At 65.3% G+C, this 24,653-nt stretch carries 19 protein-coding genes; 10 read left to right on the forward strand and 9 right to left on the reverse strand.

The genetic code is table 11. The annotated features are described in order from the left end of the window. The first annotated feature begins 49 nt into the window (after window positions 1-49). Together KCG88_RS02625 and KCG88_RS02630 are read left to right on the forward strand one after the other, a co-directional pair. Window positions 50-673: a phosphatase PAP2 family protein gene (locus KCG88_RS02625; RefSeq protein ID WP_210711675.1), complete on the forward strand. Its 624-nt coding sequence runs from the start codon at window positions 50-52 to the stop codon at window positions 671-673. After that, the gene (locus KCG88_RS02630; RefSeq protein ID WP_210711676.1) at window positions 660-1,625 is read left to right on the forward strand and encodes a fatty acid desaturase family protein; all 966 of its coding nucleotides are present in this window, start codon (window positions 660-662) and stop codon (window positions 1,623-1,625) included. The genes KCG88_RS02625 and KCG88_RS02630 overlap by 14 nt, the downstream gene beginning before the upstream one ends. Before the next feature lie 53 nt (window positions 1,626-1,678). On the opposite strand, the gene KCG88_RS02635 is transcribed toward KCG88_RS02630, so the two are convergent. The 3 genes from KCG88_RS02635 to KCG88_RS02645 form a co-directional block, all read right to left on the reverse strand. After that, window positions 1,679-3,418 (reverse strand): dipeptidase, encoded by a 1,740-nt coding sequence (locus tag KCG88_RS02635; RefSeq protein ID WP_210711677.1) that lies wholly within the window; start codon window positions 3,416-3,418, stop codon window positions 1,679-1,681. 200 nt (window positions 3,419-3,618) lie between these two features. Continuing rightward, window positions 3,619-4,863: a saccharopine dehydrogenase family protein gene (locus KCG88_RS02640; protein WP_210711678.1), complete on the reverse strand. Its 1,245-nt coding sequence runs from the start codon at window positions 4,861-4,863 to the stop codon at window positions 3,619-3,621. 30 nt (window positions 4,864-4,893) lie between these two features. Further along, window positions 4,894-5,991 (reverse strand): carboxynorspermidine decarboxylase, encoded by a 1,098-nt coding sequence (locus KCG88_RS02645; protein ID WP_047287450.1) that lies wholly within the window; start codon window positions 5,989-5,991, stop codon window positions 4,894-4,896. Window positions 5,992-6,234: 243 nt separating this feature from the next. Here KCG88_RS02645 and KCG88_RS02650 point away from each other — a divergent pair, with 243 nt between their 5' ends. Continuing rightward, the gene (locus KCG88_RS02650) at window positions 6,235-8,163 is read left to right on the forward strand and encodes a PAS domain-containing sensor histidine kinase (protein WP_210711679.1); all 1,929 of its coding nucleotides are present in this window, start codon (window positions 6,235-6,237) and stop codon (window positions 8,161-8,163) included. Window positions 8,164-8,178: 15 nt separating this feature from the next. Here the strand turns inward: KCG88_RS02650 and KCG88_RS02655 are convergent, their stop codons facing one another. Then, window positions 8,179-8,490, reverse strand: coding sequence for a hypothetical protein (locus KCG88_RS02655; protein WP_047287504.1), 312 nt, complete (start codon window positions 8,488-8,490; stop codon window positions 8,179-8,181). Window positions 8,491-8,930: 440 nt separating this feature from the next. On the opposite strand from KCG88_RS02655, the gene KCG88_RS02660 reads away from it, so the two are divergent. From KCG88_RS02660 to KCG88_RS02690, 7 genes are all read left to right on the forward strand, one after another. After that, window positions 8,931-10,247: an NAD(P)/FAD-dependent oxidoreductase gene (locus KCG88_RS02660; RefSeq protein ID WP_210711680.1), complete on the forward strand. Its 1,317-nt coding sequence runs from the start codon at window positions 8,931-8,933 to the stop codon at window positions 10,245-10,247. Beyond that, on the forward strand, window positions 10,247-10,657 hold the full coding sequence (locus KCG88_RS02665; RefSeq protein ID WP_047287443.1) for a RidA family protein: 411 nt from the start codon (window positions 10,247-10,249) through the stop codon (window positions 10,655-10,657). Before KCG88_RS02660 ends, KCG88_RS02665 begins: the two co-directional genes overlap by 1 nt. Before the next feature lie 70 nt (window positions 10,658-10,727). Then, window positions 10,728-11,405, forward strand: coding sequence for a DUF1028 domain-containing protein (locus KCG88_RS02670; protein ID WP_047287441.1), 678 nt, complete (start codon window positions 10,728-10,730; stop codon window positions 11,403-11,405). Then, window positions 11,398-12,561, forward strand: a complete 1,164-nt coding sequence (argE, locus tag KCG88_RS02675) for an acetylornithine deacetylase (RefSeq protein ID WP_210711681.1) — start codon at window positions 11,398-11,400, stop codon at window positions 12,559-12,561. The genes KCG88_RS02670 and argE overlap by 8 nt, the downstream gene beginning before the upstream one ends. 230 nt (window positions 12,562-12,791) lie before the next feature. After that, a complete protein-coding gene (locus KCG88_RS02680; RefSeq protein WP_210711682.1) occupies window positions 12,792-14,282 on the forward strand; it encodes an aldehyde dehydrogenase in 1,491 nt (496 codons plus the stop codon). A 93-nt stretch (window positions 14,283-14,375) separates the two neighbouring features. Continuing rightward, window positions 14,376-15,824, forward strand: a complete 1,449-nt coding sequence (locus tag KCG88_RS02685; RefSeq protein WP_047287502.1) for an APC family permease — start codon at window positions 14,376-14,378, stop codon at window positions 15,822-15,824. A 2-nt stretch (window positions 15,825-15,826) separates the two neighbouring features. Beyond that, window positions 15,827-17,239, forward strand: coding sequence for an aspartate aminotransferase family protein (locus tag KCG88_RS02690; protein WP_210711683.1), 1,413 nt, complete (start codon window positions 15,827-15,829; stop codon window positions 17,237-17,239). Between the two features lie 139 nt (window positions 17,240-17,378). On the opposite strand, the gene KCG88_RS02695 is transcribed toward KCG88_RS02690, so the two are convergent. The 5 genes from KCG88_RS02695 to KCG88_RS02715 form a co-directional block, all read right to left on the reverse strand. Further along, window positions 17,379-21,386 (reverse strand): putative Ig domain-containing protein, encoded by a 4,008-nt coding sequence (locus KCG88_RS02695; RefSeq protein WP_246882538.1) that lies wholly within the window; start codon window positions 21,384-21,386, stop codon window positions 17,379-17,381. A 289-nt stretch (window positions 21,387-21,675) separates the two neighbouring features. Continuing rightward, window positions 21,676-22,224, reverse strand: a complete 549-nt coding sequence (locus KCG88_RS02700; RefSeq protein WP_348984521.1) for a GNAT family N-acetyltransferase — start codon at window positions 22,222-22,224, stop codon at window positions 21,676-21,678. Next, window positions 22,218-22,769, reverse strand: coding sequence for a tail fiber protein (locus tag KCG88_RS02705; RefSeq protein ID WP_047287431.1), 552 nt, complete (start codon window positions 22,767-22,769; stop codon window positions 22,218-22,220). Before KCG88_RS02705 ends, KCG88_RS02700 begins: the two co-directional genes overlap by 7 nt. 27 nt (window positions 22,770-22,796) lie before the next feature. Beyond that, window positions 22,797-23,381 carry a tail fiber protein gene (locus tag KCG88_RS02710; RefSeq protein WP_047287428.1) on the reverse strand — a complete coding sequence of 195 codons (585 nt, stop codon included), beginning with the start codon at window positions 23,379-23,381 and terminating at the stop codon, window positions 22,797-22,799. A 36-nt stretch (window positions 23,382-23,417) separates the two neighbouring features. Beyond that, window positions 23,418-23,960: a tail fiber protein gene (locus KCG88_RS02715; RefSeq protein WP_047337105.1), complete on the reverse strand. Its 543-nt coding sequence runs from the start codon at window positions 23,958-23,960 to the stop codon at window positions 23,418-23,420. Window positions 23,961-24,653: the final 693 nt, after the last annotated feature.

Below are 24,653 nucleotides of genomic sequence, written 5' to 3' on the forward strand. Positions count from 1 at the left end.
GCGTGGCCTTGAGTCTTCACCGCTCCATGCCCGCCCCAGGCCAGCAGCCATGACCGCCACCTTGCAGCGCCTGATAGCCGCCGCCAACCTTCGGCAGGCCCTGGCTGCGGTGTTCGCCCTGCTGTTGGGGCTGGGCGTGTTCATGGGGCTGCAGCGCCTGGTGACGCCGCGCTACAACTGGGTCACGCCACTGGATGAGCTGATCCCCTTTATCGCCCAGTCCTGGTTCGTCTATGTGCTGTTCTTTCCCTTTGTGCTGCTGGCGGCGGCCTATGCCAGCCAGGAGGGCTTCAGGGCCCTGCGCAACGCCACCGGCATGGCCTTCGCCGTTGGGCTGCTGTGCTTCTGGCTGTTGCCCGAATATGTGCCGAGGCCGGATATCGCCGCCCTCGACAATGGCTTCCTGCAACAGCGGCTGGGCCGGATGTGGCAGCTGGACCTGGCCTGCAACGGTTTTCCCAGCCTGCATGTGGCAGTGACCTGCCTAGCCTGTCGCGCGCTCTGGCGCCGTCCTTGCAAAGAGCTGAGTGCTGTCATCGGCCTGCTGATCTGCCTCTCGACCCTGACCCTCAAGCAGCACACGCTGATCGATGTGGCGGGCGGCCTGTTCCTGGCCCTGGCCTGTGCCCTGGCCACCCAACGACAAGGAAACCCTGCCCGTGTCCCAGCCTGAACCCCGTGCCGGAGAGAATCGGGCCCTGCGTGCCTTTGCCCCCGACGCCGGGCTGTTCCTGCTCAAGCCCTGGGTCGGTGGCCTGGCGCTGCTGGCCGACTGGGGGCTGATCGCCGCCGCATTCGCCTGCGCCGCGCTCTGGCCGCACCCCGTCACCTACCTGCTGGCCGCGCTGCTGATCGCCCGCAGCCAGTTGGCGCTGGCGGTGCTGATGCACGAGAGCGCCCACGGCCTGCTGCTGCGCGGGCAGAAAGCCAATGATCGGCTGGGCCAGTGGCTGGCCGCCGGCCCGCTGTTCCTGTCCCTCCGCACCTACCGCGCCGGCCACCTCAAGCATCACCTGCATCCGATGGAGCATGACGACCCGGTGGTGGCGGTCTTCGGGCTGGGGGATTACCCCTTGCCCCGGGGCAAGCTGGCCCTGCGCCTGCTAGCGGACCTGTGCGGGGTGGGCTACTTCATCAGCGCCTTGAGGTTCGCCCGGGGTGACTACCGCGCGATCATGCCCCGGGTCGACAAGTCACCGCGCCAGGCCCTGGAGGAAGTGCTGTCCATGCTTGCCAGCAACGGCCTGCTGTTCGGCCTGCTGGCCTGGAGCGGCCACCCCTGGCTGTACCTGGGGTTGTGGCTGTTGCCGGCCATTACCCTGCTGCCCTTGCTGGGCCGGGTGCGAGCCATCATGGAGCATGCCGGCTTGCCGGTTGCCGCCGACCAGAGCCGCAACGCCCGCAGCATCGTACGGCCCAGCGTGCAGACCTTCCTGTTCGGCCCCCACGCCATCCACTACCACATCGAGCATCACCTCTATGTGCGTGTGCCGTTCTACCACCTGGGCGGCCTGCACCGGCAACTGGCCACGGCGCAGTTGCTGCCCGAGGGCAACCTCTACCAGGGGTATGGCGGGGTACTGCGAGATGTCAGCGACCCCGACTGGAGGTCATCGGTGCGCTAGGCGTGGAGGAAAGGGAGAACGGGCCCGCCATGGGGGCGGGCCCGTGAGGGCGGTCAGAGCTTGGGCAACTGGCCGATGCGGCCGACCATCTCGGTGACGATCTGCAGGTCCAGGAGGAATTGCTCCACGGTCTTGAACTCGTTGTCGGTGTGGCCGGTGTACTTGACCTCGGGCCGCGCCAGGCCGAATTGCACGCCGTTGGGCAGCTCGTGCACCGAGGTGGCGCCGGCGGAGGTGCCGAACTTGTGCGCCATGCCCAGGTTCTCGCTGGCCACTGCCAGCAGTGCCTTGACCCATTCACCCTCGGGGTTGCGGTACATGGGTTCGGCGATCTTGGTGTCGATGTTCACCGCCACCTGGGTCTTCTTGCTCCAGGCCGCCAGCTTGTCGGTGATTTCGCCCTTCAGCACTTGCGGGGTCTTGCCCTTGGGCACCCGCAGGTTGACCGCCAGCTTGAAGGTCTTGTCATCCACGCTGACCTGGGTCAGGGAGGTGGTCAGCGGCCCCATGAAGTCGTCGGAGAAGCCGATGCCCAGCTTGTTGCCCAGGTAGTCCAGGCCCCAGTTGTCGGCGGCGTAGCGGGCACCATCGGTGAAGGCGTTGTGCTTGAAGGCGATCTTGCCGTCCTGGCTGTTGATGAAGTCCAGCATCCGCGCCACCGGGTTGACCCCGGACTCGGGCTCGGAGGAGTGGGCCGAGACGCCGGTGACCGTCAGTTGCACATCCTTGCCCACCACCTTGGCCGCGACCTGGAAGTTGCCGCCGTGCTGCTTGGCATATTCGGCGCCGGCCTTTTGCAGGCTGGCGGCCAGTTCCGCGGGCTGCTCGGTGACCAGGGTGGCTACCGAGGTCGAGGGGATCTGGTTGGTGGCCAGGCCGCCGGTGAGGTGGGTGATCTCCGCCCCTTTGCCCTCGGCGGCGCGCCGGGCGAAGCTGGCCATGACCGTGCCGTAGCCTTTCTCGGCGATCACCACCGGGTAGCCGCCGTCCAGCGCCAGGTTGTAGTTGGGCGTCGGGTTGTGTTCGAAGTAGTAGGGAATGGCGTCGCCGCTGGTTTCCTCGGTGGTGTCCACCAGCAGCTTGAAGTTGCGTGCCAGGGGCAGCTTCTCTTCCTTGATGATCTTCATCGCGTAGAGCGCTACCACGATGCCGTTCTTGTCGTCCTCGGTGCCGCGGCCGTACATGCGGTCGCCGATCAGGGTGACCTTGAACGGGTCGAGGCGGGTGCCGTCTTCGAGCACCCAGTTTTCCGGGGTCACCGGCACCACGTCGGCGTGGGCGTGGATGCCGACGACTTCATCGCCGCTGCCTTCCAGGGAGATCTCGTAGACCCGGTTGTCGATGTTGCGAAAGTTCAGGTTGAAGGCTTTGGCCAGGTCCTGGATCTTGGCGGCGATCTTGAGAAACTCGGGGTTCTTGTACTGCGGCACGCCGTCGATGTTGAAGGTGGGGATGGCCACCAGCTCGCGCAGGGTTTCGGTGGCGGCCTTGCCGTACTTGACCCGGCCGTAGAGGCCCAGCAGGCGGTGGATCTCATTCTGCTGTTCGGCGTTCAGGGGCTTGTTGGCCAGGAAGGCCTCGATGGTCGGGGCGAGCTGGTCGCTCTTGGCCAGCGGGCTCTTGGCCAGGGTGCCGAGGAACTGGCGGAAATCCGTGACCGTGGCGTCATTGAAGGTCTTGAGGATGGCCGCGCTTTGTTGCGGGGTAATGTTGGCCTGGGCGATCGAGGTGTAGGACGACAGGCTGGCGAGCATCAGGGTGGCCGCAGCCAGGTGCTTGAGGGAAAAATCCATTGCGGAGGGCATTCCTTTGCAGGGGGTAAGGATTATCTGAACTGTTAGTCAGAAACCTTGCCAAGCTAACACTGCGAAGGAGCAGGGCGGGAGCCCCTGAAGTGGGATCTGTCGCACAGAAACGCAAAAGCGACGCACAAACGAAACATTCATCCAGGCAGGAGGCGCCTGCATCGGCGCCTCCTGTGGTGGCTAGTGCATCAAGCCTTGGCGTCCCATGGGCGGTCGCCCTGTTCGTCCTTGATGCGGGTCGGCAGGCCCATCAGGTCCAGCGCCTTGAGGAACGGCTTGGCCGGCAGTTCCTCGACGTTGGCCATGCGCTGCACGTCCCACTCGCCACGGGCCACCAGCAGGGCGGCGGCCACTGGCGGTACGCCGGCGGTGTAGGAAATGCCCTGGCTGTCGGTCTCGGCGTAGGCTTCTTCGTGGTCGGCCACGTTGTAGATGAAGACTTCGCGCGGCTGGCCATTCTTGCTGCCCTTGACCAGGTCACCGATGCAGGTCTTGCCGGTGTAGCCCGGGGCCAGGGAGGCCGGGTCAGGCAGCACGGCCTTGACCACTTTGAGCGGCACCACTTCCAGGCCTTCGGCGGTCTTTACCGGTTGCTCGGAGAGCAGGCCCAGGTTGCGCAGCACGGTGAACACATTGATGTAGTGCTCGCCGAAGCTCATCCAGAACCGCACGTTGGGCACGTCGAGGTTCTTCGACAGCGAGTGCACTTCATCGTGGCCGGTCAGGTACAGGTTTTGCGAGCCGACCACAGGCAGGTCGTCGGTACGCTTGACTTCGAACATGGTGTTGCTGGTCCACTGGCTGTCCTGCCAGCTCCACACCTGTCCGGTGAATTCGCGGAAGTTGATTTCCGGGTCGAAATTGGTGGCGAAATATTTGCCGTGGGAACCGGCATTGACGTCGAGAATGTCGATCGAGTCGATGCGGTCGAAATGTTCCTGCTGGGCCAGGGCCGCATAGGCGTTGACCACGCCCGGGTCGAAGCCGACGCCGAGGATCGCGGTGATGTTCTTCTGCTGGCACTCTTCGAGATGCTTCCACTCGTAGTTGCCGTACCAGGGCGGGGTCTCGCAGATCTTGCCCGGTTCTTCGTGGATCGCGGTGTCCAGGTAGGCCACACCGGTATCGATGCAGGCACGCAGCACCGACATATTGAGGAAGGCGGAACCGACGTTGATGACGATCTGCGATTCGGTCTCGCGGATCAGCGCCTTGGTTGCCTCGATGTCCAGCGCGTCGAGCGCATAGGCTTTTATTTCAGCGGGCTGTTTGAGGCTGCCCTTGGCCTTGACGCTGTCGATGATGGCCTGGCATTTGGAGATGTTGCGCGACGCGATAGCAATACGACCGAGTTCGTCGTTGTGCTGCGCGCACTTGTGGGCCACCACCTTGGCGACACCTCCTGCACCAATGATAAGAACATTCTTCTTCAATTTATTTACTTCTCCTCGTGACCTGTCCGCTCAGGAAAGGCTGGACAGGTAGTCTTCGAAACCAAACTCGCGTACCACCTCGATGCTGCCATCGAGTTGTTTCACGACAATGGACGGCATTTTCAGACCGTTGAACCAGTTTTTCTTGACCATGGTGTAACCCGCCGCATCAATGAACGACAGTCGATCGCCGATGGCCAGCGGACGATCAAATTGGTATTCGCCGAAGATATCCCCGGCCAGGCAGGACTTGCCGCACACCATGTAGGTATGTTCACCCGTGCTTGGTGACAGCTTGGCGTTCAGGCGATAGATCAGCAGGTCGAGCATGTGGGCTTCGATGGAGCTGTCCACCACGGCCAGGTGCTTGCCGTTGTACAGGGTGTCGAGCACGGTCACTTCCAGGGAGGCGCTCTGGGTGATCGCCGCTTCGCCCGGCTCCAGGTAGACCTGCACGCCGTACTTCTGGGAGAAGGCCTTGAGGCGCGCGCAGAAGGCGTCCAGGGCGTAGTCCTCGCCGGTGAAGTGGATGCCGCCGCCGAGGCTGACCCACTCGACCTTGTGCAGCAGGTGGCCGAAGCGTTCCTCGATGGTGGTCAGCATCTGGTCGAACAGGCCGAAATCGCCGTTCTCGCAGTTGTTGTGGAACATGAAGCCGGAGATCTGCTCGATGACCTGCTCGATCTTCGCCGGGTCCCACTCGCCCAGACGGCTGAACGGGCGCGCCGGGTCGGCCAGCAGGTAGTCCGAGCTGCTGACCTGGGGGTTGACCCGCAGGCCGCGCACCTTGCCCGCGCTGGCGTCGGCAAAGCGCTGCAGCTGGCTGATGGAGTTGAAGATGATCTTGTCGCAGTTGGCCAGCATCTCCTCGATCTCGTCGTCGGCCCAGGCCACGCTGTAGGCGTGGGTCTCGCCTGCGAACTTCTGCCGGCCGAGCTTGAGCTCGTATAGCGACGAGGAGGTGGTGCCATCCATGTACTGCTGCATCAGGTCGAACACCGACCAGGTGGCGAAGCACTTGAGGGCCAGCAGGGCCTTGGCGCCGGACTGCTCGCGCACGTAGGCAATCTTCTGCATGTTGCTCAAAAGCTTCTGCTTGTCGATGAGGTAGTACGGCGTCTTGATCATTTCAGGGTCTCCGGCAGGGCCAGCCAAAAAGGTACGCATTGTGCCCGCAGTGCCACTAGATCGAAAGCTCGGAAGTGTATTTTCCGTGGTCAACCGTCTGTCCCTTGCGTTGTCGGGTCAGGCATGCTGTTGCACACAGACAGTTGCAGCCGGTGCACACTGGCGCGAGCCCCGGTCGATGAATGCTGCGCCGCTGCGACGTTTCGCCGATTCGATGGAACAAAATACCCGACGGAAACTGCCATGCCTGATCTGCCCGCGCCGTACCGCCCCCTCGCTGACGATCGGTTCCGCCTGCTGGTCGATGCAGTGGTGGACTACGCGATCTACATGCTCGACGCCCAGGGCCGGGTCGCCAGTTGGAACAGCGGTGCCCGGCGCTTCAAGGGTTACCGGGAGGAGGAAGTGCTGGGCCAGCACTTCTCACTGTTCTACACCGCCGAGGACCGCCAGGCCGGTTTGCCCCAGAGGGCCCTGGACAGCGCCGCGCAGTGCGGGCGTTTCGAAGGCGAGGGTTGGCGCCTGCGCAAGGACGGCACGCGATTCTGGTGCCATGTGGTGATCGACCCGATCCGCGACAGCGCCGGCGCGCTGATCGGCTTTGCCAAGGTCACCCGGGACATGACCGAGCAGCGGGCCGCCGAGCAGACCCTGAAGCAGGGCGAACAACAGTTCCGCCTGCTGGTGCAGAGCGTGACCGATTACGCGATCTACATGCTCGATGCCCAGGGCCGGGTCAGCAGCTGGAACCAGGGGGCGCAACGGATCAAGGGCTATGCCCCAGAGGAAGTCATCGGCCAGCACTTTTCACTGTTCTATACCGCCGAGGACCGGGCCAGCGACGAGCCGCGCAAGGCCCTGGAAGCCGCCGCCCGCGAAGGCCGTTTCGAGAAGCAGGGCTGGCGCCTGCGCAAGGACGGTACGCAGTTCCTGGCCCATGTGATTGTCGACCCGATCCGTGCCGACTCCGGGGCCGTCATCGGTTTTGCCAAGATCACCCGCGACATCACCGAGGTGGTCCAGGCGCAGAAGGAACTGGAGGTCGCCCGCGAAGCGCTGTTTCAGTCGCAGAAGCTCCAGGCCATCGGTCAGCTCAGCGGCGGCATCGCCCATGACTTCAATAACCTGCTGACGGTGATCCGCGGCAACCTGGAACTGCTGCACAAGCGGGTAGGCGACGACCCCAGGCTGCGGCGCCTGCTGGACAACGCGCTGCAGGGCACCGAGCGCGGCGTGACCCTGACCCAGCGCATGCTGGCCTTCGCCCGGCGCCAGGAGTTGAAATCCCAGGCCCTGGACCTGGGCCAACTGGTGTCCAGCCTCAGCGGCCTGCTGTGCAGTTCGCTGGGGCCCAGGATTGCCCTGCGGGTGGAGATGGCGCCGGACTTGCCGGCGGTGCAGGCCGATCTCAACCAGCTGGAACTGGCGCTGCTGAACCTGGTGAGCAATGCCCGGGATGCCATGCCCGAGGACGGGACGATCCTGATCGAGGCGCAATTGTGCGGGGCCACGGGCAACCTGGCCCAGGGGCAGTACGTCTGCCTGGCGGTGATCGACGATGGCCAGGGCATGGATGAGCAGACCCTGGCCTGCGCCGCCGATCCGTTCTTCACCACCAAGGGCCTGGGCAAGGGCACCGGCCTGGGCCTGTCGATGGTCCACGGCCTGGCCGAGCAACTGGGCGGGCGCCTGGTGCTCCAGAGCCGCCTGGGCCAGGGCACCCGCGCCGAGCTGTGGCTGCCCCTGGCGAGCGCGGCCAAGGGTTCGCCCGCCAGTGAGGCCATGCCGGCCCCGGGCCCGGACCACCCGCCGCTGTGCGTGCTGCTGGTGGATGACGACAGCCTGGTCCTGGACAGCACCACGTTGCTGCTGGAGGACCTGGGCCACCGGGTTATCCGCGCCGCCAGCGGGATCCAGGCGCTGCAGTGTCTTGAGCAGCACCCGGGCATCCAGCTGATGATCAGCGACATGGCCATGCCACACATGGATGGCCGCCAGTTGGCCGAAGCAGTGCGGCGCCTGCACCCGCAGTTGCCGATCATCCTGGCCAGCGGTTATGCCCAGCGCCAGGACGGCCCTGCGCCGGAGCTGCCACGGATCTTCAAGCCCTTCAGCCAGGCGCAGTTGAGGGACGCCCTGGCCCAGGCCCTGGCGCAGTCTGCGGCGGGCTGACGGGCGGCTGGCTGCCTAGCGTCCGCTGAGCCGCAGCAGCGGTTGCGCGGCGTCCGCGAGGGCGGGGCGGTCCTGGGGGCTTTGCGGGTCGACGAACTCGCGATTGATCAGGCGCAGGTGCTCGACGGCCTCCTGGTACTTGGCCTGGGCCTTGTTGCGCAACAGGCGATAGCGCTCGAAGGTGTCGATTTCCAAGTGTTCCTGGTCAAGCAATGCATAGGCCTGGCTATCAAGTGCCTGGGCCTGGCGGAACAGGCGCTGGTTCTGTTCGAGGGCGAACTTCCTGCAGGCGCGGATCTGGAAACGCTGGTGGGTGCTGGTGGTCATGGTGGACATCCCTGGTTCAGGTGGTGACGAAAAGCGCCGGCCTCGCGGCGCTGTCGGCTGTCATGTCGCCGTTATCCATCTGACTCGCCCCGGGTGACAGGGACTGCAAAAAAACGCACCTGAAAATTTGTTGGATCGAAGCCGTCCAGGTGGGTTTAAAAATCATCTTTTTGGATCGATCGCTGAGCATCGGTGGGCTATTTCATGGCCTGCTCCAGCGCCCCGTCATTGCCCCGACAACCTGCGGCAGGCCGCGGCAGCCGTGGTTTCGCGGGCTCACGCGCTGCCTCGCTTTTTGTTATCCAGCGAGCACATTTTTAATATTTTTCCTTCGCAGGCGTCTGTCGCACCATCTGTGGCATCCGACTTACCCCCGGGTTCTGAACAGCGTGCGCCCAGCCTTCCGGCCGGCGCCATTCGTCTCGCAGAAGGACACAGACATGACCGTAGAACAACCTATACAAGTGGACACCCTGGTGGTGGGCGCAGGCCAGGCCGGCGTGGCCATGAGCGAGCACCTGAGCAAGCTCGGGGTGCCGCATCTGGTGCTGGAGCGCAGCCGGGTAGCCGAGGCCTGGCGCACCGGGCGCTGGGATTCCCTGGTGGCCAACGGGCCGGCCTGGCACGACCGCTTTCCCGGGATGGAATTCGATGTCGCCGCCGATGCCTTCCCGGCCAAGGACCAGGTGGCGGACTATTTCGAAGCCTATGCGCGCAAGTTCAATGCGCCGATCCGCACCGGCGTGGAAGTGCGCAAGGTACTGCGCAATGTCGGCCGCCCGGGCTTCACCGTGGAAACCTCCGAAGGGCTGATCCAGGCCCTTCGAGTGGTGGCCGCCACCGGGCCGTTCCAGCGCCCGGTGATCCCGCCGATTGCCCCGGCCAATGACCGGCTGGCGCAGATCCACTCCGCCGAGTACCGCAACCCGCAGCAACTGCCCGAGGGCGCGGTGCTGGTGGTGGGCGCGGGGTCGTCCGGGGTGCAGATCGCCGATGAGCTGCAGCGCGCGGGGCGCCGGGTCTACCTGTCGGTAGGGGCCCATGACCGGCCACCGCGCTCCTATCGCAACCGGGATTTCTGCTGGTGGCTCGGGGTGCTGGGAGAGTGGGACGCCGAGATCGCCAAGCCGGGGCGCGAGCACGTGACCATTGCTGTCAGCGGCGCCCGGGGCGGCCAGACCATCGACTTCCGCGCCCTGGCGCACCAGGGCATCACCCTGGTGGGGCTGACCAAGGCCTTTGCCGGCGAGCACGTGACCTTCCAGGCCGACCTGGTGGACAACCTGGCCCGGGGCGACGAGAACTACCTGGCGTTGCTGGACGCGGCGGATGCCTACATTGCCCGCAACGGCCTCGACCTGCCCCTGGAGCCCGAAGCCCGCCGGCGCCTGCCGGACCCGGACTGCGTCAAGCAGCCGATCCTCGAACTCGACCTGCAACAGGCCGGCGTCACCTCGATCATCTGGGCCACCGGCTACGCCGTGGACTTTTCCTGGCTGCAGGTCGACACCTTCAGCGAGCAGGGCAAGCCCCTGCACCAGCGCGGGGTGTCCCGCGAGCCGGGGGTCTACTTCCTCGGCCTGCCCTGGCTGTCGCGCCGCGGCTCGTCGTTTATCTGGGGGGTGTGGCACGACGCCAAGCACATCGGCGACCACATCGCCACCCAGCGCAAGTACCAGGCCTATAGCGATGCCCGGCATCCGGCGGCCCCCGCCGAAGCGCCGGCCCTCAACCTCAGCCCCGTGGGAGCCCACTGATGCCTACTCATACTCGCATTCGCATGTTCAACACCAAGGACACCTACCCCAACCAGTCCCTGGACAACGACCTGTGCCAGGCCGTGCGCGCCGGCAACACGGTGTATGTGCGCGGCCAGGTCGGCACCGATTTCGACGGCCGGCTGATCGGCCTCGGCGACCCCCGGGCCCAGGCCGAGCAGGCGATGAAAAACGTCAAGCAACTGCTGGAAGAGGCCGGCAGCGATCTGAGCCACATCGTCAAGACCACCACTTACCTCACCGACCCGCGCTACCGCGAACCGGTGTACCAGGAGGTGGGCAAGTGGCTCAAGGGGGTGTTCCCGATCTCCACCGGGCTGGTGGTCTCGGCCCTCGGCCAGCCGCAGTGGCTGATGGAGATCGACGTGATCGCGGTGATCCCCGAGTGAGGGGGTTGCCGAAGGTTCCGGCGGCCTTGTGCCGCGCTTGCCACAAGGCCCTGTGGGCCAGGGAGTTTGCATGACTTTTTCCATCGTTGGACGCTGCGCCGAAACCGGCCAGCTGGGCATCGCCATCAGTTCTTCCAGCATCGCCGTGGGCGCGCGCTGCCCCTGGGTGCGGGCCGGAGTGGGCGCGGTGGCGACCCAGAACGTCACCTTGCCGGCCCTGGGCCCGCAGATCCTCGACCTGCTGGAGGGGCAGAAGCTAGACCCGGCCAGCGCCCTGGACCGGGCCCTGGGCAGCAACGGCTGGAGCCAGTATCGCCAGGTCACGGTGATCGACAGCCAGGGCCGCACCGCGTTGTTCAGCGGCCAGGAAGCCCTGGGCCAGCACAACGCGGTGGCGGGGGAGCAGTGCGTGGCGGCCGGCAACCTGCTGGCAGGCCCGCAGGTGATCGAGGCCATGGTCCAGGCGTTTGAAAACACCCCGGGCATGCTGGTGGAGCGCCTGCTGGCGGCGATGCAGGCAGCGATGGCGGCGGGGGGCGAGGCCGGGCCGGTGCATTCGGCGGCGCTGAGCGTGGTGGACGACCTGACCTGGCCCATCGTCGACTTGCGGGTGGATTGGGCCGACGCCGACCCCATCGGCCAGCTCGTCGGCCTGTGGCGGGCCTACCGGCCGCAGATGCAGGACTACCTGACCCGCGCCCTGGACCCGACGGCGGCGCCCAGCTACGGAGTGCCGGGCAATGAGTGAACAATCGAGCCGCGAGTTGTTGGCGCGGCTGGTGGGCTTTGCCACGGTCAGCCGCGACTCCAACCTGGAGCTGATCGGCTTCATCCGCGATTACCTGGCCAGCCATGGCGTGCACAGCGAGCTGATCTACAACCCGGAGCGGACCAAGGCCAACCTGTTTGCCAGCATCGGCCCCGAGGATCGTGGCGGTGTGGTGCTGTCCGGGCACACCGACGTGGTGCCGGTGGACGGCCAGGCCTGGAGCGTCGAGCCCTTTGTCCTCAGCGAGCGCGAAGGGCGCCTGTACGGCCGCGGTACTGCCGACATGAAAGGCTTTATCGCCTCGGTGCTGGCTGCGGTGCCGGGCCTGACCCGGCGCCGCTTGCGGCTGCCGGTGCACCTGGCCTTTTCCTATGACGAGGAGGTGGGGTGCCTGGGGGTGCGGCCGATGCTTGAACGAATGCAGCAGCGGCCGCACAAACCGCTGCTGTGCCTGATCGGCGAGCCCACCGAGCTGCGCCCGGTGCTCGGCCACAAGGGCAAGCTGGCCATGCGTTGCCAGGTGCGCGGTGCGGCCTGCCATTCCGCCTATGCGCCCTATGGGGTCAATGCCATCGAGTACGCGGCGCGGCTGATCGGCAAGCTGGGGGAGATCGGCAGCCGCTTGGCGCAACCCGAGCACCACGACCCACGTTTCGATCCGCCGTTCTCCACGGTGCAGGCCGGCACCATCCAGGGCGGCCGCGCCCTGAACATTGTGCCGGCCGAGTGCCAGTTCGATTTCGAGGTGCGCACCCTGCCGGGCTATGACGCCCAGGCGGTGGTGGACCAGTTGCAAGGCTATGCCCGGGACCAACTGCTGCCGCAGATGCAGGCGGTGCAGGCCGACACCGGGATCGCCCTGCAACCTCTGAGTGCCTACCCGGGGCTGGCCACCGCTGCCGACAGCGAGGCCGCCGAACTGCTGGCGCTGCTCAGCGGCTCGCGGGAGTTCGGCACCGTGGCCTTCGGCACCGAGGGCGGGCTGTTCCATCAGGCCGGGATTCCCACGGTGGTCTGCGGCCCGGGCAGCATGGACCAGGGCCACAAGCCCGACGAGTTCATCAGCCTTGAGCAACTGCACGCCTGCGACGCCCTGTTGCTGCGCCTGGGCGACTGGCTGGAGCACCCGGCCTGAACCGGATGCGCTCCACCCAGGCGCCCTAGCCACGGGACAGTGCCCATTCGCCGCCATCCGGACCTCCGGATGGCGGCGTTTTGCGTGGGGCGCCAGGCCGTCTGGTTGCAGAGTTTTTTCATGGGACTGGAGCATATTTTTAGTATTTTTCCTCGGGCCCGCTGTGACGCACCATCGCTCTGGACCCAATAACAAGCAGGCCGTCGCAACGGCCGACGAGGGAATGCAGCGTGTTCGATCTCGGTTACTGGCAGCAGCGGGCTGCCCGACAAACATTCATTGACCAGGCACTGATCGGCGGCCAGCGGTTGTCCGCCGAATCCGGCGCCACCTTCGATGCCATCAACCCCGCCACCCGCCAGGTGCTGGCCCGGGTCAGCGCCTGTGGTGCAGCCGAAGTGGACCTGGCGGTGGCCGCCGCGCGCCGGGCCTTCGAGCATGGGCCCTGGGCGCGGATGGCCCCGGTGGAGCGTAAGAAGGTCCTGCTGCGCCTGGCCGAACTGATGCTGGCCCACCGCGAGGAACTGGCCCTGCTGGACAGCCTGAACATGGGCAAGCCGGTGATGGACGCCTGGAACATCGACGTGCCCGGCGCGGCCAATGTCTTCGCCTGGTATGCCGAAAGCATCGACAAGCTCTACGATCAGGTGGCCCCCGGCGCCCGCAACAGCCACGCCAGCATCAGCCGCGTGCCCCTGGGGGTGATCGGCGCGGTGGTGCCCTGGAACTTCCCCCTGGACATGGCCGCCTGGAAGCTGGCGCCGGCCCTGGCGGTGGGCAACTCGGTGGTGCTCAAGCCCGCCGAGCAGTCGCCGTTCTCGGCGCTGCGCCTGGCCGAGCTGGCCCTGGAGGCCGGTTTGCCGGAAGGCGTGCTCAACGTGGTGCCGGGCCTGGGCAGCGAAGCCGGACGGGCCCTGGGCCTGCACCCGGACGTGGATTGCCTGGTGTTCACCGGCTCCACCGAGGTGGGCAAGTGCTTCATGCAGTATTCGGCGCAGTCCAACCTCAAGCAGGTCTGGCTCGAATGCGGTGGCAAGAGCCCGAACCTGGTGTTCGACGATTGCCAGGACCTGGACCTGGCCGCAGAGAAGGCCGCCTTCGGCATCTTCTTCAACCAGGGCGAGGTGTGTTCCGCCAACTCGCGGCTGCTGGTGCAGCGCAGCATCCATGAACAGTTTGTGGAGCGCCTCAAGGCCAAGGCCGGGGACTGGCGGCCGGGCAACCCGCTGGACCCGGCCAGCCGTGCCGGGGCCATGGTCGACGCGCGCCAGACCGCTAGCGTCATGGGGCATATCGCGGTGGCCCGGGAGCAGGGTGCGCAACTGGCCTGTGGTGGCCGGCAACTGAGCATCGATGGCAGCGACAACTACATCGAGCCGACCATCCTCACCGGCGTGGGCCCGGCCATGGCCATCGCCCGGGAAGAAGTGTTCGGCCCGGTGCTGGCGGTGACGCCGTTCGATGACGAAGAGCAGGCCATTGCGCTGGCCAACGACAGCGTCTACGGCCTGGCCGCCTCGCTGTGGAGCGACGACCTCAACCGCGCCCACCGGGTTGCCGGGCGCTTGCGGGCCGGCACGGTGTCGGTCAATACCGTGGATGCGCTGGACGTCACTGTGCCGTTTGGCGGTGGCCGGCAGTCGGGGTTCGGCCGCGACCTGTCGCTGCATGCCTTCGACAAGTACACCCAACTGAAAACCACCTGGTTCCAGCTGCGCTGAGCGCGGTGAACCCTTTGCGGCGCCGTGCTGGCGCCGCTGTACCTGCCGCCCCGGCGGCAGGCCCACAACAACAATAAGAACGGAGTGCGTGCCATGACTGCAAATCTCTCCACGGGGGCCTTGAGCCCCACCAGCAAGGGCGGCCTGCGCCGGGTCCTGGGCCTGGGTTCACTGGTCTCGGTGGCTGTCGGCCTGGTGGTGTCCCAGGGGGTGATGGTGCTGATGCTGCAAGGGGCGGGGATGGCCGGGTTGGGCTTCTTCATCCCGCTGCTGCTGGCCTACCTGCTGGCCCTGACCTATGCCCTGTCGTTTTCCGAACTGGCGCTGATGGTGCCCCGGGCCGGCAGCCTGAGCAGCTACACCGAGGTGGCTATCGGGCATTTTCCGGCGATCCTCGCGACCTTCTCCGGCTACATGGTGGTGGCGATGTTCGCCCTGTCCGCAGAACTGCTGCTCCTGGACCTGATCATCGGCAAGGTCTACCCCGGCGCGTTGCCGCCGATGCTGGTGGCCTGCTCGGTGCTCGGGGTGTTTACCTTGCTCAACCTGTTGGGCATCGACGTCTTCGCCAAGCTGCAGACGGTGCTGGCAGTGGTGATGGTGGTGATCCTGCTGACCCTGGGCCTGGGCGCCGTGAGCAGTGCCCAGGCCGACCTGCAACTGCCCCTGGACCAGGGGTGGAACCCCCTGCAAGTCGGCGCCCTGGCCCTGGCGGCCATGGCCATCTGGGGCTTTGTCGGTGCCGAGTTCGTCTGCCCGCTGGTGGAGGAAACCCGCAACCCGGAACGCAATATCCCGCGTTCGATGATCATCGGCCTGAGCGTGATCTTCCTGGTGATTACCCTCTATTGCCTGGGTGCCTTGCTCTGTGTGCCGCGGGCGCAACTGGCCAGTGATCCGCTGCCGCATTTCCTGTTCGCCACCACGGTGTTCGGCGAGGCCGGCAAGCTGTTCCTGGTGGGGGCGGTGATCACTGCCACCTGCAGCACGGTCAACTCGTCCCTGGCGGCGCTGCCGCGGATGCTCTACGGCATGGCCCAGAACGGCCAGGCTTTTCCCCAGTTCAAGCGCTTGAGCCCCCGTGGCCGTACGCCCTGGGTGGCGGTGCTGTTCGTGGCGGCGCTGACCGGGCTGCCGATCCTGCTGCTGGGCCAGGACCCGGATTCCATCAGCCTGCTGCTGTTGGCCGCCGCCCTGGCGTGGCTGCTGGCCTATATCGTCGTGCACATCGACGTGATCGCCCTGCGCCGCCGCTACCCTGATGCGCCACGGCCGTTCCGCTCGCCGTTCTACCCCTGGCCCCAGGTGCTGGGTATCGTCGGCATGCTGTTTGCGATCTACCACGTTTCCCCATCCCCCGAGATGACCGCGCGGATCTTCGGCAGTGCCGGCGTGGTGCTGGGGGTGATTTCGCTGATCGCCGTGGTCTGGATCAAGCTGGTGATGCGCAAGCCGCTGTTCGTCCCCGAACCGCTGCTGCCCGGCGAACCGACCCTGGCAACCCAACCTTCCCTTGAACCCGCCTACCGTGCAGGAGAATGACCATGAGCACCTCCAACCAACAGCCGCAGCCGGCCGCGCCCCGCAGCACCCAGGACTACCAGGCCGCCGACGCCGCGCACCATATCCATGCCTTCCTCGACCAGAAGGCGCTGAACGCCGAGGGCCCGCGGGTGATCGTCCGCGGTGAGGGCCTGCACCTGTGGGACAACGACGGCAAGCGCTACCTGGACGGCATGTCCGGCCTGTGGTGCACCAACCTGGGCTATGGCCGCAAGGACCTGGCTGCTGCCGCCAGCGCCCAGCTGGAGCAATTGCCGTACTACAACATGTTCTTCCACACCACCCACCCGGCGGTGGTGGAGCTGTCCGAGTTGCTGTTCAGCCTGCTGCCCGGGCACTACAGCCACGCCATCTACACCAACTCCGGTTCCGAGGCCAACGAGGTGCTGATCCGCAGCGTGCGCCGCTACTGGCAGATCCTCGGCCAGCCGCAGAAGAAGGTGATGATCGGCCGCTGGAACGGTTACCACGGCTCGACCCTGGCGGCCACGGCCCTGGGCGGAATGAAGTTCATGCATGACATGGGCGGGTTGATCCCGGACGTGGCGCACATCGACGAACCCTACTGGTTCGCCCACGAAGGCAACCTGACACCCGCCGAGTTCGGCCTGCGCTGCGCCCGCCAGCTGGAGGAGAAGATCCTCGAACTGGGGGCCGAGAACGTCGCCGGTTTCATCGCCGAGCCGTTCCAGGGCGCGGGCGGCATGATCTTCCCGCCGGAAAGCTACTGGCCACAAATCCAGCGCATCTGCCGCCAGTACGACGTGCTGCTGTGCGCCGACGAAGTGATCGGTGGTTTCGGCCGCACCGGCGAATGGTTTGCCCACCAGCATTTCGGTTTCGAGCCCGACACCCTGTCCATCGCCAAGGGCCTGACCTCCGGCTACATCCCCATGGGCGGGCTGGTGCTGAGCAAGCGCATTGCCCAGGTACTGGTGGAGCAGGGTGGGGTGTTCGCCCACGGCCTGACCTATTCCGGGCACCCGGTGGCAGCGGCGGTGGCCATCGCCAACCTCAAGGCCCTGCGCGATGAAGGGGTGGTGAGCCAGGTCAAGAACGACACCGGCCCCTACCTGCAGCAGTGCCTGCGGGAAGTGTTCGGCAACCACCCGCTGATCGGCGAGATCCAGGGCACCGGGCTGGTGGCGGCGTTGCAGTTCGCCGAGGACAAGGCCAGCCGCAAGCGTTTCGCCAACGAGAACGACATCGCCTGGCGCTGCCGCACCCTGGGTTTCGAAGAGGGGGTGATCATTCGCTCGACCCTCGGGCGGATGATCATGGCTCCGGCCCTGGTGGCCAGCCGTGGCGACATTGACGAGCTGGTGGACAAGACCCGCCGCGCAGTGGAACGCACCGCCGGGGAAATCGAGGCGGGCACTCTGCCGAAGAGCTAAGCGCGACTCAGACCCGCCCCCCTTGAGTGGCATCACCCGCCGCAGCCTGGCTGCGGCGGTTTTTTTTGCCTGTCACTCGGCAGGGGAAGCATTTCCTTCTGCGTGCCCCGGTGATGGGGCGTTAGCCTGTGGTCAGCCTCTAGAACTTCCCGTTCAAACCGATGCGCAGGCTGTCGTTGCGTTCATCCGAACCCAGCGCGGTCTTATAGGAGAAGCCCATTTGCCAGGCACGCCCGAGGTTGAAGTCAACACCCATGTCCAGGCTGGCGAAGTCGCGGTCCAGGGCATCGGGCTTGAGCCGGTAGAGAAGGCCTTCATCGCCCTGGTCGGTGTAGCGCATCTTGTAGTCGCTGCTGCTACTGAAGTTGTGACCCCAGGCCAGGCCAACCTTGGGGGTAACCACGCCGACCCGGGTCATCAGGTCGTAACCGGTGCGCAAGCCCAGGTAGGAGGTGAAGTTCTGCTGGTTTTGTTCGTCATAGGAAAGCCCGTAGATGCCTCCGCCTTTTTCACTGAAGGCGTCCAGGCGTGTGGCGCTGGCGTTCAAGCGGCTGTAGGGGGTCAGCGACAATGGCCCCTGGCGGTACTCGTAGCTGGCGGTCAGCGAGGCGAACACCTGGTCGGCATCGCGCGAGCCACGGGCGTAGTCGTCGTTGCTGCCCGTGATATAGCGACGCGAGTCGAAGCTGATGCGGTTGTAGCCCAGCAGACCGTCGACAAACACCTGGGGCGCCAGGTTCAGGCTCAGGTAGGTGGCGATGCCGATGGCGTCCGCATCGCTGCGGGTCTTGTTGCTGCCGATCTCGCTGCGGTCGTTGCCGTAGCCGATCCCGACCCCGGCGATCAGTGTGGGCGACAGCCGATAGTCGACGCCGGCGCTCAGGCCCAGGGTGGTGAAGCTGTTGCCCCGGGCGCCGCGGGCGTGGGTCGAGCCGGTGTTGACGAAACCATCGCTCCAGAACGCCAGGTCATCCTGCTTGCAGTTGTCCTGCGCAGCAGCGGCGGCCTCGCGTTTTTCCTGCTCGGTCTGGTTGGCCGAATCTCCCAGTTGTTCCTTGATCACCTTGGCGACCTCGCCCAGCGGTACGTTGCTGCCGTCCTTGCGCAAACTGGCGTTGAACGAATTGCGGTCGCAGCGCATCTGGTGCAGCTGCTCCATACGCTGGTTGAAGTTGTCCATCTGGGTGCTGGCAAAGCGTTCCGCGGCGCGGGTCTGGGCGTTGAGCAGGCCGATGACCTCGGCGTCCCTGGTCGGGTCCGGGCGGCTTTGGATGATGAAACTCATGGTGCTGGAGGCACTGGAGCCACTGAGGTTGTGCAGGCTGAAGCTGACCACCGCCGTACCGGCGAAGGCCGCCGATGGCACAAAGCGCATCGAGAAGGGGCCCATCATCATCGCCCGGCCGGCCGAGGCCGGTGTCACCGTGCCCAGGGTGGCGTGGGTGAACGGGCCGCCGGTAGCGCCCTGGGTCAGGTCGACGGTGGCCGACTGGCCCGGCGCGAGGGTCTGGCTGGAGGCCGGCACGGTGATCACCACGGCAGCGATGGTGATCGAATAGGCCTGTGAGCCCGTGGCACCGTTGGCATCGGTGGCGGTGATGACCAGGTTGCTGGTGCCGCTGGTAGTCGGCGTACCGCTGATCAGGCCGCTGGCGGGGTTCAGGCTCAGGCCCGCCGGCAGGCTGCCGCTGCTGATGCTGTAGCTGTAGGGCGCGCTGCCGCCGCTGGTGCTGAGGGTGGCGCTGTAGGCGCTGCCCGCCGTACCGGCACCCAGGGATGCCGGAGTCAGTACCAGGGTGGGGGCGCTGACGGTGATGGTCACCGTGGCCGGGCTGGAGGTGCCGCCGGCGTTGGTGGCGGTATAGGTGAAACTGTCGGTGCCGGAGAAACCGGCGGTCGGGGTGTAGGTGATGCTGGTGCCGCTGGCGGTGGCGGTGCCATGGCTGGCTGCGCTAGCCACGGCGACGCTGGTGGCGGCGCCACCGCTGATGTTGAGGGTGATCGGGTTGGCGCTGCTGTTGGCCGCGACCGTGGCGCTGACGGCGCCGGCAATCGGCGGCTGAATATTGATGGTGATCGAGTAGGCCTGGGAACCGGTGGCGCTGTTGGCGTCGGTGGCGGTGATGGTCAGGTTGAAGGTGCCGCTGGCGCTCGGCGTGCCGCTGATCGCACCGGTACCGGTGTTCAGGCTGAGGCCGGTCGGCAGGCTGCCGGACGTGATGCTGTAGCGGTAGGGCACAGTGCCGCCGGTGGCGCTGAGGGTTGCGCTATAGGCCGTGCCGGCAGTGCCGTTGCTCAGGGAACCGGGGCTCAGGGTGATGTTCGGGGCACTGACGGTAATGCTTACCGTGGCCGGGCTGGAAGTGCCGCTGGCGTTGGTGGCGGTGTAGGTGAAGCTGTCGCTGCCGGAGAACCCGGCGGCCGGGGTATAAGTGATGCTGGTGCCGCTGGCGGTGGCGGTGCCATGGCTGGCGGCACTGGCTACGGCGACGCTGGCGGGAGCACCGCCGCTCAGGCTCAGGGTGATCGGGTTGGCGCCGCTGTTGGCGGCGACGGTGGCACTGACCGCGCCTGCCACCGGTGCCTGGTTAAGGATGCTGATGGAATAGGCCTGGGAGCCGGTGGCGCTGTTGGCGTCGGTGGCGGTGACGGTCAGGTTGAAGGTGCCGCTGGCGCTCGGCGTGCCGCTGATCATGCCGCTGTTGGTGTTCAGGGCCAGGCCGGCCGGCAGGCTGCCGGTGGTGATGGCGTAGTTGTAGGGCGGGGTGCCGCCGGAAGCGCTGACGGTTTGGCTATAGGCGGTATTGACGGTGCCGTTGCTCAGGGAGCCGGGGCTCAGGTTGATGGTCGGGGCGCCGACCGTGATGGTCACCGTGGCCGGGCTGGAGGTGCCGCTGGCGTTGGTGGCGGTGTAGGTGAAACTGTCGCTGCCGGAGAACCCGGCGGCCGGGGTGTAAGTGATGCTGGTGCCGCTGGCGGTGGCGGTGCCATGGCTGGCGGCACTGGCTACGGCGACGCTGGCGGGGGCGCCGCCGGTGATGTTCAAGGGAATCGTGTTGGCGCTGCTGTTGGCCGCGACCGTGGTGCTGACGTTGCTGGCCAAGGGCGCTGCCAGGCTGTTGACCACCAGGCTGTAGGCACGAGAGCCGGTGGCGTTGTTGGCGTCGGTGGCGGTGACGGTCAGGTTGAAGGTGCCAGTGCCGAACGGCGTGCCGCTGATTAAGCCGGTGCTGGTGTTCAGAACCAGGCCGGCCGGCAGGCTGCCGCCGGTGATGGCGTAATTGTAGGGCGGGGTGCCGCCGGAAGCGCTGACGGTTTGGCTATAGGCGGTATTGACGGTGCCGTTGCTCAGGGACCCGGGGCTCAGGTTGATGGTCGGGGCGCTGACGGTGATGGTCACCGTGGCCGGGCTGGAAGTGCCGCTGGCGTTGGTGGCGGTATAGGTGAAACTGTCGCTGCCGGAGAAACCGGCGGTGGGGGTGTAGCTGATGCTGGTGCCGCTGGCGGTGGCAGTCCCATGGCTGGCGGCACTGGCCACGGCGACGCTGGTGGCGGCGCCACCGCTGAGGCTCAGGGTGATCGGGTTGGCGTTGCTGTTGGCGGCTACCGTGGCGCTGACCGGGCCGACTGTGGGGGCGGGCACGGCGTAGGTATAGCTATTGGTCAGGGTCGCGCTACCCCCCGGGGTGGTGACCGCCACGTTGACCGCGCCTGCGGCATGGGCCGGGGTGGTGGCGGTGATGGTGGTGGCATTGTTGACGGTGAAACCCGTGGCCGCCACTCCGCCAAAGGCCACCGCCGTGGCGCCGGTAAAATTGCTGCCGGTGAGGGTGACGGCGGTGGAGCCGGCGGTGCTGCCAGTGTTGGGGGCGACCGAGGTCAGGGTCGGCACCGCGGGGCTGGTGACCATCAGGGTATAGGTGGCGACACCGGCCTGGTTTCTGCCGTCATTCAGGGAAATGTTGAAGGTGTAGTTGCCGGCGGTGGTCGGCGCACCATGCAACGTGGTGGACGAACTGTTGGGCGAGGCATCGAGGATCAGCCCCGGTGGCAGACAGGGGGCCGTATCGTCTGGATCGTCGATATCACACTGGTACCACTTATCCAGGGGCATTTCGCCGCCGCTGGAAAGGATCGGGATACTCATCGACTGGCCCACCGTGACCGATGGCAGCGTGGTGCCCGTCCCCGGACTTGTGATCACGGGGGGCGGCAGCAGCGCCATGGCGGCCGTTGGCAGGCTCAAAAGCAGAAAAAGCAGGACCAGTGAACGTGCCAGCGAACCGTGGAAACTACTGCGCGATGTTTTCATAAAGGCTTCCTACCATTTGCGATCAGCTTTGTCGCGGCTGCATCCAGCGTTAAATGAGTCAAGGTCAAAGGGTAAACTCAGGTCGTCGTTCCGTGAGGCCTGCCCACAGCCGTCATCCAGGTTTTCAGGGGGTGTCCAGCTCCTCCCGAGGCAATTGCCGTGCCGGGCGCCGCATTTGCACATACAGGCCGTTTTCGTCACCGGCCAGAAACCCCAGGCGCTGGTACAAGCCCCGGGCTCGGCTGCCGAGTTCGACGCTCAGGCTGCAAGAGTGGCCCTGGGTATCGGCTTCGGTCAGGATTTCCCGCAGCAATGCGCTGCCCAGGCCCAGGCCCTGGCAGTGAGGCAGCAGGGCGATATCGACGATGCGCAGGTCAGAGGCTTGCCGATGCAGGCACAGGCGGCCGATTGCTTCGCCGGCCTGTTCGATGATCAGCCACTGTGCCCCCGGGTAGTGCCGCTCATAGTGCTGGCGTTGCAGCTCGGCCTGGCTGTGCAGGAATGCCCGGCGCTGGGCGTCGCTCCAGCCGGGTACGGCACGGACCTCGGCCCAGCGGCGAGACACGAACAACTCCCGCAGGAAGGCCAGGTCGCTGGTGTTCTGCAGGCGCAGAGCGCCACCGACCGGCAGCACCGCTTGCAGGAGGGGGGCGCAGGCTGGGCTTATCACCACCTTTGTGGATACTCGCCGTTCAGGCAGATGCAATAGCGCAGCGTCAGAAAGGGTTGCATCGCATAACGCTGCGACTCGGCCTTGGCGCTGTCCATCCCGGCAGGGGCCACCGTATTTGGGTGCAGGGTGGGCCCGCCAGTGGCCTGCACGTTGGCGTTGTACAAGCGAATCCCCCGTGGTTGTGCCAGGTAGGCCGTGTTATCGGCTAGGTCCAGGGCCGTGGCGTTGTCGCTACCATCCTGGGCCAATACCTGATGGGTGTGTGGGGCGAAGTTTTCCGGCTTCAAGATGGTCTTATCGCCGCCCAGTTTCTGGCCCAGGGTGCGCATGCTCAGGGTGGGGGCCTGACCCTCACCTATGGCGACGCGGCCGCGGAGATCGGGCAGATTGAAGTTGATCCCGTTACTGCCACCATAAATGTTGGCGATCACTGAATAGAGCGCTTGATACTCATTCACGAGCAACAGTCGACCGTCGCAGACGGCCCAGTCCACAGGGGCGAAGTTGAAGGGAAAAAGCCGAATTTCACCAGTAAAAGCATCCATGTTCGATCGTTCCTGAAAAAATAGGGACTAGGGCTTCGATGGGTAGAGGCCCGTCATGCAGATGATGTAGTTGATCACCAGGGACCCCATCATGTTGCTGTGGGGGGCGACCGCTTTATTGGCCACGCCCAGGGCCGGGCTGAGAAAATTCGGGTTCAAGCTGACCATTGTGGAATTGTTGGTTCCCTTGCTGTAAAGCCCGGTGACACTGTCTGTCGGGCTTAACTGCTTGAACTTGCCGAAACTCAGGCTATTGATCGGTGGGGTGATGGCAACCGGCAGGGCGGATGCCGCCTCGTTGGCACTGACCTGGAATGCATGAATATGCGGCGGTGTGTTCTCTGCTGTGAGAGTGATCTGCTCGACGCCCGCTGTCCCGGCCAGGGGCCAGCTAGACAAGCCCGGTCCTCTGCCCTGGCCGACAGGGGTTCTGCCGCGGTAGTCCGGGAGCTTGAAGGTGTTCCGGCCATCGCCGCCATAGGTACTGCCGATCAAGCTGAACAGGGCGTCGTTGCCCTTGACCGGCAATACGGCGCCATCGCACAAGGCCCAGCCCTTGGGGGCGAAGTTGCCGGCAAACATACGGATCTCTCCGAGGTATGCATCAGACATATTGCTTTCCTTAGTCGTTAGGCTGTGGGCGGTTGCTTACCGAGGTGGGTAGGTGCCAGTGATGGCAATGCAGAAGTTGCCGCCGATCGATGGCTGGATGTTCGACATCGGAAGGCCGGGGGTGCTCACCACTGTGGTGATGTTGAGCGTCACGTGACTTGTGTCGCCGAAGGCTACATAGGTGGGTCTCGAGACAGCGCCTTTGGAGTTCGAACTGATGGCGGGAATATTGCCCGCCGGCCCGGCGATACCAGCCGCGGTGGAGACGTTGGCGATATGGTTGTGGGTTGCCAGGTTGCTGGCATTCAGCGCGACCAGCTCGGTTCCGTCCATGCTGGCCAGCTCCCGCAGATCCAGCAAAGGGGCGGTCGAAGCATCGAGATTCTCCCCCAGTGCCGCCCGGCCTCGCAGGTCCGGCAGGCCGAAGGTGGTTCGGCCATCGCCGCCGTAACGGTTGCCGAGCAGGGTTGCCAGCGCCATGTAGTCGTTTACCGCCAGCACCTGGCCCTGACACAAAAGCCAGCCTTGCGGGGCCCAGGCCCAAGGGAACAAACGAATCTCGCCGAGAAAGGGTTCCATGTTCTTCGCTCCTTGAAAAGATGCCTGGCAGAAGTGTTATCCGCAGCTGGCAATTTGATGTTGCGCACGATATACAAAATCGAATTTAGTTAGCAAACAGTATTTCTAGTGATGAAAAAAGAGGAACTACTTCCCGGTGTTAGTGGGGTTGCTGCTCATCTTTTTTTACTTGGACGGTAACAATAAGTTCATGTTGGTCGGTAACATTCAATGCGCGTCACAGCCTTGTGCTTTAACGTTTTAGTTGCTGCATAAGTGCAGTGCGGTAAGCCTCATGCCTAGCGGGTTGGCACCAAGGATACGGGGCTTGGGGCTATCGAATGCTAGCTTGCGGCGGGTGGGCGGGGGTTATTGCGCTGCTCGCGAAAGTCCTCTAGTTCGGGCTTTTCAGGCCCTTTCATCACGACCTCTAGTTGAGTGGGAGACGGCGATGAAAAGTTCAGAAGAAAACAAAGCAGGCTAACGAACTTCCTGGGCGGGAAGCATGGGCCGCTTCCATGGGGAGGGTTTTGGAATGTAAGCAGAGGCGTTGGGAAGTGTTACCCGAAGCAGCCCTTGTTGTTACCGGTTCTTTAAGTTTTTCCCAACTGGAATACTCGGGAATTAGTGTTTTAAGCCTGGCTTCAAGGGCGTTGTTCAAGCGTTTTAGAGCGCTTCTTTCAGGCCTTGCACCTGAAACGGGTAGGGCGCCGC

The sequence above is a fragment of the Pseudomonas sp. MWU349 genome, assembly GCF_017947325.1.
Classification (GTDB): Bacteria; Pseudomonadota; Gammaproteobacteria; order Pseudomonadales; family Pseudomonadaceae; genus Aquipseudomonas; species Aquipseudomonas protegens.